Source organism: Acinetobacter sp. ANC_7634, assembly GCF_056779875.1.
On sequence record NZ_JBWYIT010000005.1, the window covers coordinates 140,504 to 155,382 of the forward strand.

Annotated in this window: 10 protein-coding genes; 3 read left to right on the forward strand and 7 right to left on the reverse strand. The window is 39.4% G+C overall.

Features of this window, described 5'->3' with window-relative positions; all coding sequences use genetic code 11:
* Positions 1-30: 30 nt before the first annotated feature.
* Together AC1M9A_RS07550 and parC are read right to left on the reverse strand one after the other, a co-directional pair.
* Positions 31-1,704, reverse strand: coding sequence for a long-chain-fatty-acid--CoA ligase (locus tag AC1M9A_RS07550; protein ID WP_481591500.1), 1,674 nt, complete (start codon positions 1,702-1,704; stop codon positions 31-33).
* Between the two features lie 150 nt (positions 1,705-1,854).
* Entirely contained in the window at positions 1,855-4,071 is a 2,217-nt protein-coding gene (gene parC, locus AC1M9A_RS07555) for a DNA topoisomerase IV subunit A (RefSeq protein WP_180028852.1), read from the reverse strand.
* A 244-nt stretch (positions 4,072-4,315) separates the two neighbouring features.
* Between parC and AC1M9A_RS07560 the strand changes: the two genes are divergently transcribed.
* Entirely contained in the window at positions 4,316-6,046 is a 1,731-nt protein-coding gene (locus AC1M9A_RS07560; RefSeq protein WP_092767373.1) for a hypothetical protein, read from the forward strand.
* A 34-nt stretch (positions 6,047-6,080) separates the two neighbouring features.
* On the opposite strand, the gene niaP is transcribed toward AC1M9A_RS07560, so the two are convergent.
* The 4 genes from niaP to AC1M9A_RS07580 all read right to left on the reverse strand — a co-directional run bounded on the left by niaP (position 6,081) and on the right by AC1M9A_RS07580 (position 10,358).
* Positions 6,081-7,400, reverse strand: coding sequence for a niacin transporter NiaP (gene niaP / locus AC1M9A_RS07565; RefSeq protein WP_481597437.1), 1,320 nt, complete (start codon positions 7,398-7,400; stop codon positions 6,081-6,083).
* A 143-nt stretch (positions 7,401-7,543) separates the two neighbouring features.
* On the reverse strand, positions 7,544-8,188 hold the full coding sequence (locus AC1M9A_RS07570; RefSeq protein ID WP_035268119.1) for a trimeric intracellular cation channel family protein: 645 nt from the start codon (positions 8,186-8,188) through the stop codon (positions 7,544-7,546).
* 61 nt (positions 8,189-8,249) lie between these two features.
* A complete protein-coding gene (locus AC1M9A_RS07575) occupies positions 8,250-8,717 on the reverse strand; it encodes a YchJ family protein (protein ID WP_035268120.1) in 468 nt (155 codons plus the stop codon).
* A gap of 54 nt (positions 8,718-8,771) precedes the next feature.
* Positions 8,772-10,358, reverse strand: a complete 1,587-nt coding sequence (locus AC1M9A_RS07580) for a TerC family protein (protein ID WP_035268121.1) — start codon at positions 10,356-10,358, stop codon at positions 8,772-8,774.
* A gap of 349 nt (positions 10,359-10,707) precedes the next feature.
* Here AC1M9A_RS07580 and AC1M9A_RS07585 point away from each other — a divergent pair, with 349 nt between their 5' ends.
* On the forward strand, positions 10,708-11,334 hold the full coding sequence (locus tag AC1M9A_RS07585) for an LOG family protein (RefSeq protein ID WP_481609966.1): 627 nt from the start codon (positions 10,708-10,710) through the stop codon (positions 11,332-11,334).
* Between the two features lie 89 nt (positions 11,335-11,423).
* Here AC1M9A_RS07585 and AC1M9A_RS07590 read toward each other — a convergent pair whose 3' ends face one another.
* The gene (locus AC1M9A_RS07590) at positions 11,424-13,265 is read right to left on the reverse strand and encodes a choice-of-anchor I family protein (protein ID WP_035268125.1); all 1,842 of its coding nucleotides are present in this window, start codon (positions 13,263-13,265) and stop codon (positions 11,424-11,426) included.
* Between the two features lie 164 nt (positions 13,266-13,429).
* Here AC1M9A_RS07590 and mdtD point away from each other — a divergent pair, with 164 nt between their 5' ends.
* On the forward strand, positions 13,430-14,821 hold the full coding sequence (mdtD, locus tag AC1M9A_RS07595) for a multidrug transporter subunit MdtD (RefSeq protein WP_179998909.1): 1,392 nt from the start codon (positions 13,430-13,432) through the stop codon (positions 14,819-14,821).
* Positions 14,822-14,879 lie beyond the last annotated feature (58 nt).

Consider the following 14,879-nt stretch of genomic DNA (forward strand, 5'->3'; position numbering starts at 1 on the left):
AGCGCCTTACGGCGCTTTTCTGAATTTGAATTATTTGCGTAAATCTTTACGAAGGATTTTACCGACATTCGATTTTGGCAATTCATCCATGAATTCAACATAACGAGGACGCTTATATCCTGTTAAGTTTTCTTTCGCAAAAGCTAATACTTCTTCTGTTGTTAATGATGGATCTTTCTTCACAACAAACAGCTTAGGCACTTCACCTGATTTTTCATCAGCTACACCAATCGCTGCAACCTCGAGTACTTTAGGATGTGTTGCAATCACTTCCTCGATTTCAGATGGGTATACGTTAAAGCCTGATACCAAGATCATATCTTTCTTACGATCAACAATCTTGAAGTAACCACGAGCATCCATGATACCGATATCACCAGTACGGAAGAAACCATCTGCGGTCATCACCTTAGCTGTTTCATCTGGACGGTTCCAATAGCCTTTCATGACTTGAGGACCACGGATTGAAATTTCACCTTGCTCACCTTGTGGAACTTCATTGCCATCGTCATCCAAGACAGCGACATCCGTTAAAGGTAATGGGATACCAATCGTACCGCTAAACTCTTCAGATGCCGGTGGGTTTGCCGTTGCAATAGGTGAAGTTTCAGAAAGACCATAGCCTTCAATAATATTTGTACCTGTGATTTTTTTCCAAGCTGCAGCAGTTGACGGCAATACAGCCATACCACCACCCATCGCCATTTTTAATTTGCTATGGTCAAGTTGTTTGAATTCTTCATTATGAACGAGTGCGTTGAATAAAGTATTCACTGCTGGGAAGAAACCAGGCTGATATTTGCGTAGCTCTTTAATGACTGCAGGGAGATCACGAGGGTTAGGAATCAGTACGTTTGCTTGACCCTTGTACATACCATAAAGTGCACAAACCATGAATGCAAAGATATGATATAGCGGTAATGCACAGAAAATGCGATCGTCGCTCGCACCATCTTGAGCACCAAATTTAGATTGGAAAATACCATCTGCTTGCATTAAGTTTGCAACAAGGTTGCGATGTGTTAATTCCGCACCTTTTGATACGCCTGTTGTACCACCTGTATATTGCAATACAGCAGTGTCGCTCAACGTTGTTGCTGGACGCTTATAATGTGCAGTACTGCCTTTAGACATCGCAGTCGTGAATTTCACATGTCCTGGGATACTCCAAGCTGGAATTTGCTTACGCACTTTACGTAAAACAAAATTCACGAGTGTACCTTTTAAGGTACCTAACATATCACCTACTGTCGCCACGATCACATGCTTAACTGGCGTTTTACCAAGAATTGATTGATAAACAGAAGCGAAGTTTTCAATAATCACAAGCGCTTCAGTGCCTGAGTCATTCAGTTGATGCTCAAGTTCACGAGCTGTGTAAAGTGGGTTCACGTTGACAAGAACTAAGCCCGCACGGAATACACCAAGTGCCACTACTGGATATTGCAGTACGTTTGGCATCATGACCGCTACGCGAGAACCTTTTGCTAAACCAAGGCTTTGAAGATAGGCTGCAAATTGACGGCTCGCCGTATCAAGTTCATTGAACGTTAATGTTTTATCCATAAAGATAAAAGCATCACGCGAACCAAATTTCTGGAAGTTTCTCTCAAAAATATCAACAAGAGAGGTATTTTCTGGTGGTAACTCTACTGTTTGTGGAATTCCAGTTTTTTGGTATTCAGCGAACCAAATCTTTTCCATAATGCCATATTCTCCAATTAGTAATACTTGGTTTTAAACTCTTCTTTTCGATAATGTATTGAGCATCTTATTTAATTTATTGCTCAATAAAGCATCCATAGCCATAAATACATTTCATATATAACGTATTTTGTCGACTAGATGCTAGCTTTATCTTTGAATGAAGAGTTTATTTGCTTTTTGATAACCTCGTGGTAATACCTGCCCTTTTGAAGCACGTTTACCGATGTATTTCAGCAGATCATCACCTTTTAATTTCAATTGTTGTTGTCCAGCAACGACCTGAAGCACATCATCCAAGTTAAGTGTTGTCATAGACACAATGCGTTCCTTTGCATCCAACTGCATCAATTTATTACCTTTTCCTTTATTGAGCATTGGTAACTCTGTCAGCTCTGTCAGTAATAATCGTCCAGAACTGCTGAGTACAGCGATATGTGTACCATCAATTTGTTGCAATGGCATTGCGCTTGCATCATCTGCAAGCGTTAAAAACGCTTTACCCGCTTTAGCATTGGTGTCCAATTGTTTCGCTTGTGTTTTAAAACCATATCCTTTGGAGCTGATCGCTAATATTTCCACCTCATCTTCAGCAATCAGAATTTGTTGGAAATTTACTCCATTTGCTGGCGATAATTTCGAGCTTAATGGTTCACCTAAGCCGCGCGCTGAAGGTAATCCTGTAATTGGTAATGCGTAACTTCGACCAGATTGATCTAATACATACACTTTTTGATTAGATTTACCTTGTGCATGACTTAAATATTGATCTCCTGCACGGAAATTGACTTTATCTAGATCGATCTCATGTCCTTTCGCACAACGAATCCAACCCGCTTCCGATAAAATGACAGTGACAGGATCAGCTGGCATCAAATCTTGTTCACTAATCGCGGTCGCTTCTTCACGCTGAACAATTGGAGATCGGCGATCATCACCAAACTTTTTCGCATCTTCTTTTAATTCTGAAATGATCAGATTTTTTAAAGATTCAGGATTCGCCAATTGCTCTCGAATCACGGCTGCTCGAGCTTCAAGCTCTTCTTGTTCACGGCGAATTTCCATTTCTTCGAGACGCGCCAAATGACGTAATTTAAGCTCTAGAATGGCTTCGGCTTGAATTTCATCAATACCGAAATGTGACATTAAGACTTCTTTCGGATGATCTTCCTCACGAATAATGCGAATTACCGTATCAATATCTAAATACGCAATTAAAAGTCCCGCCAGAATATGTAGACGTTTTTCAATTTTATTCAAATGGTATTGCAAGCGTCTCGTCACAGTCGTTTTACGAATTTCAATCCATTCCAACAAAATACGACGGATAGATTTTACTTGTGGACGACCATCAGCACCAATCATATTCATATTGACGCGGTAGCTCGACTCGAGATCGGTCGTAGCAAATAAATGGCTCATGACCGCATCTGCATCGATACGATTTGAACGCAAGACAATTACCAAACGTGTTGGACATTGATGATCTGATTCATCTCGTACATCACTTACCAACGGTAATTTTTTTGCCTGCATTTGATCAGCAATTTGGCTGATAATTTTAGAGCCAGAAACCTGATATGGTAATTCACTGATGACAATTTCATTTTTTTCAACCGAATATACCGCACGCATGCGATAACTGCCGCGCCCAGTGCTTTGTAATTTCAGTAATTCATCAGCAGGTGTAATAATTTCTGCTTGAGTCGGTAAGTCTGGACCAGGAATATATTCAGCAACTTTTTCATCAGACAAATTCGGGTTACGAATCAGTGCAATTGTACCCTTAACAACTTCCCGTAAATTGTGTGGAGGAATATCTGTTGCCATTCCCACCGCAATTCCCGTCGTACCATTTAAAAGAATATTCGGTACGCGTGCTGGTAAATTTACAGGCTCTTTTAATGAACCATCAAAGTTATCTTGCCAGTCGACAGTTCCTTGACCTAACTCAGAGAGCAGGACTTCACTATATTGTGATAGTTTGGCCTCGGTATATCGCATTGCAGCAAACGACTTTGGATCATCTGGTGATCCCCAGTTGCCCTGCCCTTCAATAAATGGATAACGATAACTAAATGGCTGTGCCATTAAGACCATTGCTTCATAACAAGCAGAATCACCATGCGGATGATATTTACCTAAAACATCACCAACTGTACGTGCTGATTTTTTGGGTTTACCACTATGCTTTAGACCAAGCTCGCTCATCGCATATACGATACGGCGTTGTACAGGTTTTAATCCGTCACTAATATGAGGCAATGCACGATCCATAATCACGTACATCGCGTAGTTTAGGTAAGCTTGTTCTGTAAATTCTGCTACAGAACGATTCTCTGTCGCTTGGTGCGCAAGGCTTGTCATTGAATCGTGAAATCCTAATGAATGAATAGTTTAAGGGTGTATGCTAGTCTCCCAAACTGCGAAGAACAAGCAAGGTTGGACACTTTGTAAAGATAAAATAACAAAAAAAAGGCCAGTTGGTTTTATTTCATTTTAAATTGGACTTTTTTCTTGTATCCAATTAATTTTATTGAATATACAATAATCAAAACACAACTTTATAACAAATGCTTTTACATACGCTCATCGTATGAACGGAACAAACATGCATAATTACATTCCTTATGATCTTCGCTCAAAATTATTTCAAATTGACCCTAATCTAGATGTTCATTGGCAAACGCGTTTAAAAAATATTTTTAATAGTGTTCCCGCACCAATACAAGGTCTGATCCAGGAACAATTCCTTACTGCGAAGAATATTTACTGGGATCAACATCGACAATCATTCACTTTTAAGGGCATTGTTGGTCTTCAGGATTTAAGCAGTCATTTAATCTCACCGAAAATGCGAACTTTGGCTGAAAAGATCGCAGCCACTTTAGAAACGCTTAAATCATATCAAGACGTAATTAAAATCGCCGATTACTTAGAAACTGTACAAAATCAAATTGATCGTATTGAAACAGAAGAAGATCAAAGTTTTCTTAGAGACAAACAACTCCTACGAAAAACTTTTTTATATGATGCTGCAAATATCATCAAAACACTCGACTTAAATGTTCCTGATAATTGCCGACATTTAACAGCTGAAGAAATTCGTACTTTTATTCTTGAAGTTCATATTAAACATCAAATTTTAGGCTATTGGTTTAAAACCATCCTCCCGAGACAACTGAAGCAAATTAGCCATCCATTATTCCAAGACTTTATTATTCAAGAACAAAAAATTCGTGATTTTGATGTCATTGAAAGCAGTCAGTATTTATATCTGGTCGCGACCATTCATGACTTTAGACAGAACCCATATTCTATCCGCCGCTTTTTAATGGAAGAAAAGCTAGGTCTTGAAGATCGAGTTTACCTAAATGGCGTGGTGTTGGATAAGAAACGTTTAAATGATCCAAGTTATTTAGAACAATTTAAATGGCAAGTCAGTCGAATTATTACGATTCAACGACAGATCACGACTCCTATTTTGGATCTGATGGAAAAATTTCATAACGTCAATTTTGATCTGTTATTACCGTTACTCAAAAAACCGCTCGATGCCTCTGGATTTTCAGTCGAACAAGTCATTAACGAGCGCCTTTTAGATTTCGAAAAAGCTTTAACTCTTGAGATCTTGCAACCTTTTCAATATGCACTGCGTCATTCAATTCGTCACCCTGATGAGTTTGATTATTGTTTTATCAGTATGCATCGTCTGTTCTCTGATATTGCGAGTTTTTATAAAGACTTTTCAAGTGAACCCATTATCGCCTTCAATACTCAAGCTCAAATTTTCGAATATAAAATTTTATCCTATTTAAAATTGATGGAAAAAAGACGACATACTATTTTTGTGAGTTTAGATGCAGAGTCTTATGCGGCAAGTCACAGCAAATCTCAAGCAGCGATTGAGCAAGTTAAAACAATTATTGCCGATGCTCTAGACCAACATAAAGTCAATCAAATTGCTTTCAATCAGAAAAAAAGAGAACTCGAAAGCCAATCAAACAAAGGATTCTTTCAAAAAATGTTTGATAAAACTGAAAAGTTAAAATCGGATCTTGAAGCGCTTAAATTGGCTGGAATTAATAATCGACGAATTGCATATTTAGATCTCGTGAAAGTGCCCAAAAAACATGATGAAACGACGGTGTACCTTGAGTTTGAAAGTTTGATTTCAATTAATCAGACTGAGCGTCACTATGCTTTTGTCAATGGCGACAATGGGGTATCAGCTTTGCCTATTTTAATTCAACTCCCTGAAGATAAAGAAAAGTTCAATCTTCAGCAAGTGTCGAACACATTACATTTTGACTTAACTAAAGCACGTCAAAAATGGGTCTAAAAAAGAGGAGCTTAGCTCCTCTTTTTTCACAGATTTACATCCCCATAGACTCAAGTGTCTTACCTTTGGTTTCCTCACCGAGCACCAAGATCACGGCTGCAACTGCCAATAATACAGCGGTAAACATCATAAATACTTGGCTAAATCCATTTGAAGCCACCATCATATGGGTAACCACTAAAGGTGCAACAATCCCACCAATACGCCCAATTGCTGCTGCCCATCCTGATCCGAAAGCACGAATATTTGCAGGATATTGTTCAGGCGTGTAGGTATATAAAACGCCCCATGCACCAAGATTAAAGAATGACATCAAGCATCCCCAGAACATGATCATCGCTACGGTATCAGCTTGCCCAAAGAAATATGCTGATATTGCACACATTGCAATAAAGCCTGAAAGCGTCGCTTTACGCCCTAACTTTTCGACGAGCCATGCCGCGACAATATAACCTGGCAATTGTGCTAAAATCATCCCGAGAACATATTCAAAAGACTGCACAACGGTATATCCCTCTTTGACTAAAAGACTTGGTAACCACGTGAAAATACCGTAATACGAATAAACAATCCCAAACCAAATTAACCACAGCATTAAACTGCGCTTAGCGAAACCGCTTGACCATAACTGACCAAAACTGACATTTGAATGTGTTGAAACTGGTTTCACTTCAATTTTTTCGATGACTTCGACACCACACTGTCGCTCGATTTTTTGCACAATCGCGTGCGCTTCATTAATACGACCTCGATTGATCAAGTAAGGAACAGATTCCGGAACTTTTTTTAGAATGACGAAGACATAAAGTGCAGGCAAACCACCCAATAAAAATGCAACATGCCAGTCAAATTTAGGGATGACAAAATAAGAAACCAGTGCAGCACATAACCAGCCTAGCCCCCAGAAGCTTTCAAGTAACACAATAAAGCGACCACGAACATGGGCTGGAATGTATTCACTCACTAAAGTCACGGCAACTGGTAACTGTCCGCCTAAGCCTAAACCTACAATAAATCTAAAGATTAATAACCATGTTAAATTTGGTGCGAAAGCACAAAGAGCTGTTGCTATACTATAGATGACCAATGTCGTAGCAAATACTGCTTTACGTCCGATTCGATCCGCCAGTCCACCAGAGAATACTGCACCTATCGCCATTCCCACAAAGCCGATGGATACAACCCAACCTTTTTCAGCAGGCGTCATTTGCCAGTCTTCAGCCATCTTCGCCAAGATAAAGGAAATTAGTCCAGTATCCATTGCATCAAACATCCAGCCTAATCCAATCACCCACAACAAGGTGTAGTGAAATTTACCAATAGGTAAACGCTGTATTCGTGAGATTAAATCCATAGCATGCTCTCTGTGAGGAGTGATTTAAATACAACCAATGACAATCGCTGTTTTCTCAACACTGCTTTTTTTTATTTTCTAAAGAACCATATAAAAATGACCGATCACATTATCGGCCATTTTGAAAGATGAGTGTAAAAAGTTTAATTTACATCTTTTGATGACGCCGACTGTTCATCATCATCTTTATAAATAAATTTTGGCATTTCAAGGCCAAAGTAAATTGCGATACAACGCAATGTGAAACCAAAAACAAGAGTAGAAATAATGGTGATATCTTGTGAAAAACCGACTTCGATACAGCCCCAATAGAAAATGACCGCAACAAAAGAAATACTGGCATAAAGTTCGCGACGGAAGACTAAAGGCACATCGTTACATAAGATATCTCGTAAAATACCCCCTGAAACGCCTGTCAATACACCTGCCACTGCACAAACCACGAAACCCTGTTCCATTTGAATCGCAATTTGACAACCAATAATGGTAAAACCTATCAGACCTAAGGCATCTAGAAGTAAGAATACCGAACGTAGATGTCGCATCCATTTTGCGATAAAAATCGTAAATAATGCTGCACAACATGTAAGTACTAGATATTCAGGATGTTTCACCCAAGTTAAAGGATAGTGCCCTAGCAAAACATCACGAACTGATCCTCCGCCCAAAGCAGTCACACAGGCAATAATAATGACACCAAACCAATCCATACTTCGTCGACCTGCAGACAAGGCGCCTGTCATCGCTTCCGCAGTAATCGCAATAATATAAATAACGGTGAGTAACATTGCCCTACTTCCAAATGAGGGTTTTTAATGCGCAATATTCTAAGTTAATTAAAAATTAATTCTAGAGAAATCGCGCACAACATTGCTTAAATTTTTTTCCTGATCCACAAATACAAGGCTGCTTCATCGTCACAGTTTGATCTGTCGTTGGGTCTAAAAAATACCACTGTCTATTGATGAATACGAAATTTGAGGTTTCATGATGGACATGTACCTGATCGACATGTTGGTAATGTGCTTTGAATTCAACTTGAGCATGGGTTTTATCCAGACGAGGTAAATGCTGAATAACCTCTAATTTTAACCACTGATTGCTCATCGCCCAATCCCGAATGGCAGCAATGTCTAAATGACTTTGCTGACCTGATGCTGTGGTACTCACAATATAGTCGATTTCATGTTTAGCGAATGCACTATAGCGAGAACGCATGAGCTGTTCAGCACTTTCTGCATCACGCTGACCACGATGTAAAGGTTCACAACAGTGTGTATAAATTCCACGCCCGCAAGGACAATTGAGTTCGGACATCAATATTCCAAAAAAAATAGCACCTAATCAGATGCTATTTTAACTGAGTTTAAATCATTCTGATGGGTCTTGTTTTACGATGGGTACAATATGTACTTTTTCGATTTTATGACCATCCATTGTAACCACCTCAAATAGATATCCTTCTGCTTCAAAGGTTTCTCCATTTTCAGGTAAATGTCCTAAATGGAATAAGATATAACCAGACAGCGTAGAATACTGTTCTGACTCATCAACTAAATCACGATCAAGCAATAATGAAATATGACGAATATCAGTTGAACCCTCGAGCATGAGTGAACCATCCTCTAAGCTTTCAACTGCAGTTTCTATTTCATTTTCGTTCGGGAACTCACCGGCAATCGCTTCTAAAATATCAATCGGCGTTGCAATACCCTCAATGGAACCATATTCATTGAGCACAATCGCCATTTGTAAGGGTGCCTGACGCAATTGATCCATCACCATTAAGACTTGAGCGCTTTCATGGACAATGACAGGCTCTCGAATGTGTTTTTCGAAATTAAAATCGCCTGATTCAATATAGTCATTCAAAACGTTATGCGTGAGCACCACCCCAGCAATATTGTCTAGCTCGCCATGTGCAACGATCAAACGTGAATGTTTCATAGAAAGCACTTGATGTTTAATACTTTCAGGATCGTCATCTAAATCGATCCATTCGAGTTCTGGACGTGGGGTCATTAATGATTTGACTGGTCGCTCAGATAAACCTAATACTCCTTGCAACATCACGCTTTGGTATACAGCATTCTCATCCGAGAACATTTCCTCTACCAACGCTTGGGTAGCCAAAACATCATCCGTATTTGCCGATTGAGCATCTGCCGTTTTTGACTTACCACCCAGCATACGAATGACGGCAGATGCTGTTTTGAAACGTAAATCAGTCGTTGTTACCGTTTTTTCTTGGTTACGGCGCATCAATTGATTTAAAAACTCAATCAGGACAGAGAAACCAATTGCAGCGTATAGATAACCCTTCGGAATGTGGAAGCCTAGGCCTTCGACAACCAATGAGAAACCGATCATCATCAAGAAACATAGACACAGAATCACCACAGTTGGATGCTTATTCACAAAGTCCATGAGGGCTTTAGAGGCCCATAGCATGATTCCTATCGCAATAATTACGGCGATCATCATGACCGAAAGATCTTTGACCATACCGACTGCTGTAATCACACTGTCGAGTGAGAACACTGCATCCAATACCACGATCTGTACAATGACCATCCAAAATGCAGCATGAACAGGATTTTCTTCTTTAACATGAACTTTACTTTCTAGACGTTCATGTAGTTCTAAAGTTCCCTTCATTAACAAGAAAATACCGCCAAAAATCAAAATAAGATCTCGGGCTGAAAACGGATGATCAAAGATATGGAATAATGGATTCGTTAATGTGATAATCCAAGCGATTGACGCCAAAAGGATTAGGCGCATGCCAAGCGCGAGCGTTAAGCCTAAAATTCTGGCTTTATTGCGTTGCTCAGGCGGCAGTTTTTCCGCCAAAATCGCGATAAAGACGAGATTATCAATCCCGAGAACAATTTCTAAAATAATTAAAGTTAAGAGTCCCACCCATGCGGAAGGATCAGACATCCATTCAAAAATCATGAGTTACACTCCCACGTTTCAGGAAGATGGGATTCATTTAAACCAAAGTGATGAGGCAAAGTTATAAATGCAGTATTTAAATTTAGAAAATAAATAATATTTTGTTCTATTGAGCGATGTCGATCACTACTCATATTGATGTATTGGTTGCCGAACAGATTTTCAGTATAGAAAAGATTTTATTGCAATTCACTATTTTTTCGGTGAATCAAGATTGGCTTTATCAATCATTTTGGAATGAAACTACAAAATATTTCAAAAAAATCTTATTTATCTATACAGTTGTCACCTTTCTTGCTTAGATTAAACTACATGATGAAGTTAATTTAAAAAAGGTGAGTAAATAAATATGAATACAAGCATTCTTAATAACACCTTAGAGACCGATACATCAGTTAAATCAAAAGCAACTCAATGCCTTATTGCACTTTATTGTGGTTCTCGTTTTGGCAATAATCCTATTTACCAACAAAAAGCCATTGCTTTGGCTGAAAAAATTGCAAGGCAAGGATTTGGCATCGTATATGGTGGTGCAAGTATCGGATTAATGGGACAAGTCGCAGATACAGTCATTGAAAACAATGGTGAAGTTGTTGGTGTTATTCCTGAATTTATGCTTGATTACGAGGTTGCCCATAATCAGTTAACAGAACTTCACGTGGTAAGAACAATGCATGAACGCAAAGCCATGATGGCTGAACGTGCTAGTGCTTTTGTTGCGCTCCCGGGAGGTTTAGGTACATTTGAAGAAATCTTAGAAATCGCAACTTGGGGACAGTTAAATCAACACCAAAAACCAATGATTATTTATAACGTCAATGGATTCTATAATGCCTTGATTGCACAACTCGATCATGCAGTAAAAGAAGGTTTTCTACCTGCTCAACATCGGGCAAAAATCATCGTATGCGAGCATTCACATCAAATCATCAATGCCATCGCAAACATGAAATGCCCTGAACAATTCGTGGTCTAAATTCGACAAGACTTTAAAGCATTACGCATGACGAGTAAAAAATAAAAGAGCCATATGGCTCTTTTATCATACATCTACACGATCAGGCTCTATTTCAACGTGATTTGATACGTTGCTGTAGTACCACTGACTTCATTCCCTACAATCAGTAAAGGCGTACCCGTTGGAGATTCTTTTGCGGAAACAAAGGTTAATCCTTCAGGACCTAAGTCTCCTGCCTGACCTTCCTCGATATCGGCAGTGGTTGCATCAAGTTTTCGCGAATGAATATATTGTACAAATTGGGGTTGGGCAGGATTGGAGATGTCATATACCATCACGCCTCCAACTCGTTCTAAACCAATAAATGCATAAGTTTTCTGGCCGATTTGACCTATCACCACGCCTTCTGGCTCTGGTCCCTTATTGTCACTACGATTATCGAACCCTGCTTCTTCATGGTTTGCATTAAAGATCTCAGGATGGTGCTGAGCAATATATTGTTCAAAATCATCACCCGAATCCCAAACCAGCTCTAATCCTGTTTGAGCATCATTTTCTGTCCAAATACTGACAGATCGTGCCCCGAAGCTATATAAATGATCATAAACCAAATTGCCTCGAGCATTGAGTTTAGGTGTGCCATCAGTATTCTTTTGATAACCTTCAGTCCAAGTGATATTCAAACGACCAAGCATCTTGTCTTCACGGCATCCTTTAGCATCTCCATCGATCGCTCCACAATATGCAAAATGCAGAGGATTCAATTCAGCACCTTTCGCCAGTGCTCGTAACTGTGGTGGCAGATCTTCCCCTTGTCGTCTATCGAAACCATCTTTATGGACTAGATGCTTCACACGCCATTCTTCAACAAAACCCTTTTTAATATTACCTTGAGCACTCGGATTATCCTTTAATTTTTCTCCCCAATATTCAGGATCATCTTCACCCCAAGCACGAGCATCCCCTTCATTGGCAGTGACAATATACGTTTTACCATTGACTTCGTAACTTGAGATCGCATCTGGCATATATAAGCCACGAACATGCTGCCAAGTTTGAATATTGATCTTCGCAAGACCATTTTCACCATCGGCATCACTGACATCTAAACCATGACCTTGTAAGCCATGATCTTTAAAACCGAGCGGATAAACAGCCATGACTTTGGCATTTAAAACATCCACCTTAGCTAAGGCATTATTTTCCTGTAATGCGACCCATGCAATTTTGCCATCTGTGCTGAGTGTGATGTATTCAGGTTCAAAATTTTGCGCTACTGTTGCATTTGGACCATAAATTCGCACACCTTGATCACGTAATAGTTGAGCTTGACTATTAAAGGCTTTGAAGTCAGCTGTTTTTGCAACTGGTTTGTTCAAATTTGAGAGATCAATGATTGAAATCGAACCTTCGGGATCAATCGCATAATCATGAGATGGCTCTCCTTCATTCGCCACCAATAAGGTTTTACCATCTGTACTAAAGGTCAGCATATCGGGTAGAGAACCCACTGGAACTTGGGCAATAAAGCTCGAATCATTGGCATTAAAAAGTGCCACGATTCCTGGATCTGTTTTATCTTTGGCTTGTACAGCCAAGGCAACAATTCCATTTTTTACAGCAACACTATTTACTTCTGAGTCTGTTAAATAAGATTTAGCATCTAAAGAGCCAATCCATTTAGGTTGCTGAGGTTGGCGATAATCAAAAATATCAACCACGCCTTCTTTTGCGTTTACAACAAACAATCTTTGGCTTTGTGCATCATAGGCAGGTATCTCTGCTGCGCTGACCGCAAAACCACGACTTTCTGTACGACTGAGATAGTTGAGTTCAATCGATTCAGGCGTAATATTTGGTACTGATGTGATATTGTTAGTGTCATCATTACATGCCCCTAGCCCCAATGCACACATTGCGATCACAAGTGCGTTAGACTTTAGCTTCATTTTTTTAATCTTCTTATGATGTTGTTGGCAACAACTCTATGACCATGCGATGACAATGCTGTGACCATTAGATTGCAATTTTGTTGCAAATCCTTCGTAAATAAACCACAAGTGATACTGAGAAACTGTTTTAAAATATTAACTTACTAATATGATCCTACAAGATGAGCAGCACAGCACACCAACCCTTACAGCCTGAGTTTAGATTATTGGTGTTTTTGGTTTCGATCGGCTTTTTTATGCAAGGTCTAGACACAACTATCATCAATACTGCGATTCCTGCAATCGCTCATCACCTCAATGAAGATCCTCTACACATGCATAGTGTCGTGGTGGCTTATGTATTGTCAGTCGCAGCCTGTATTCCACTCAGTGGTTGGCTGGCTGACCGATTTGGTGTCCGAAATGTTTATTTTTCTGCAATTATCATTTTCACTTTGGCATCGCTCGGATGTGCATTTTCTTCTAATTTAAATGAGCTTTTATTTTTCCGAGTGATTCAAGGGATTGGAGGTGCTTTACTGCTTCCAGTTGGGCGTCTTGCAATGTTGAAAATCATTCCTAGAACCCAATTCCTTGCAGCCATGTCTCTGATGAGTCTTGCAGGTCTGATTGGCCCCTTAATCGGTCCTACTCTTGGCGGATGGTTAGTGGAGTACGTGACTTGGGAGTGGATTTTCTTAATTAATATTCCTATTGGACTCATTGGAGTTTTTCTCACATTTAAAGCCATGCCAAATGTGACCGAGACCCATGTTGCTAAATTTGATTTTTTTGGCTTCTTGTTATTAGTCATCGCGATGGTTGGCTTAAGTTTAGGGATTGAAAATTTTGCTAGCCCCTATCTTCCACTATGGTGGAGTATTGTTCTTATTGTGTTTGGTTTATCTGCAAGTGCTTGGTACATGGTGCATGCCCATACCCACCAAAATGCTCTATTTCGTGGGAAACTATTCAAAAATCAAATTTTCGCGATTGGTATTGTAGGCAACTTTTTTGCCCGCTTAGGCGGCAATGCGATGCCTTTTCTTATCCCCTTAATGCTACAAGTTGCTTTTGGTTTTGAACCATTTATTACCGGTTTACTTATGATTCCAACGGTATTGGGTTCACTGGCATCAAAACCGATCATTCGCCAAATTATTCAACGATTTGGGTATCGTCGGGTGTTATTAGTCAATACCTGCCTTATTGGCTTATGTATTGCAAGTTTTGCCCTCACCTCAGCCGAAACACCTTTATGGCTAAGAACATTACATTTCTTCATTTTTGGTATGTTGAACTCACTGCAATTTGTTTCTATGAATACGCTAACCTTAAAGGATTTGCCTCAACAAGATGCTAGTAGTGGTAACAGTTTTCTCTCGATGATTATGATGGTATCCATGAGTATTGGTGTAGCGCTTGCAGGTACACTGGTCAATGTATTCACCGCTTATCTTGGTACTGCACAAATGCAACAAGCCTTCCAATGGACATTAATTTTAATGGGCTCAATTAATATTATTACCATGTTTATTTTTTGGAAAATTCCGAAAGAAATGGATGATGACTAATGAATATGGATTCTAGATACTGTCGCTACCATTTACGTTTATTCGCGTTATGATATTA

Excerpts from the sequence above, each read along its gene's own strand:
- AC1M9A_RS07560 (WP_092767373.1), top strand. The coding sequence starts at position 4,316 with ATGCATAATTACATTCCTTATGATCTTCGCTCAAAATTATTTCAAATT.
- AC1M9A_RS07580 (WP_035268121.1), bottom strand. The coding sequence starts at position 10,358 with ATGATTTTTGAATGGATGTCTGATCCTTCCGCATGGGTGGGACTCTTA.
- mdtD (WP_179998909.1), top strand. The coding sequence starts at position 13,430 with ATGAGCAGCACAGCACACCAACCCTTACAGCCTGAGTTTAGATTATTG.
- niaP (WP_481597437.1), bottom strand. The coding sequence starts at position 7,400 with ATGGATTTAATCTCACGAATACAGCGTTTACCTATTGGTAAATTTCAC.
- AC1M9A_RS07570 (WP_035268119.1), bottom strand. The coding sequence starts at position 8,188 with ATGTTACTCACCGTTATTTATATTATTGCGATTACTGCGGAAGCGATG.
- AC1M9A_RS07585 (WP_481609966.1), top strand. The coding sequence starts at position 10,708 with ATGAATACAAGCATTCTTAATAACACCTTAGAGACCGATACATCAGTT.
- AC1M9A_RS07590 (WP_035268125.1), bottom strand. The coding sequence starts at position 13,265 with ATGAAGCTAAAGTCTAACGCACTTGTGATCGCAATGTGTGCATTGGGG.
- AC1M9A_RS07550 (WP_481591500.1), bottom strand. The coding sequence starts at position 1,704 with ATGGAAAAGATTTGGTTCGCTGAATACCAAAAAACTGGAATTCCACAA.
- parC (WP_180028852.1), bottom strand. The coding sequence starts at position 4,071 with ATGACAAGCCTTGCGCACCAAGCGACAGAGAATCGTTCTGTAGCAGAA.
- AC1M9A_RS07575 (WP_035268120.1), bottom strand. The coding sequence starts at position 8,717 with ATGTCCGAACTCAATTGTCCTTGCGGGCGTGGAATTTATACACACTGT.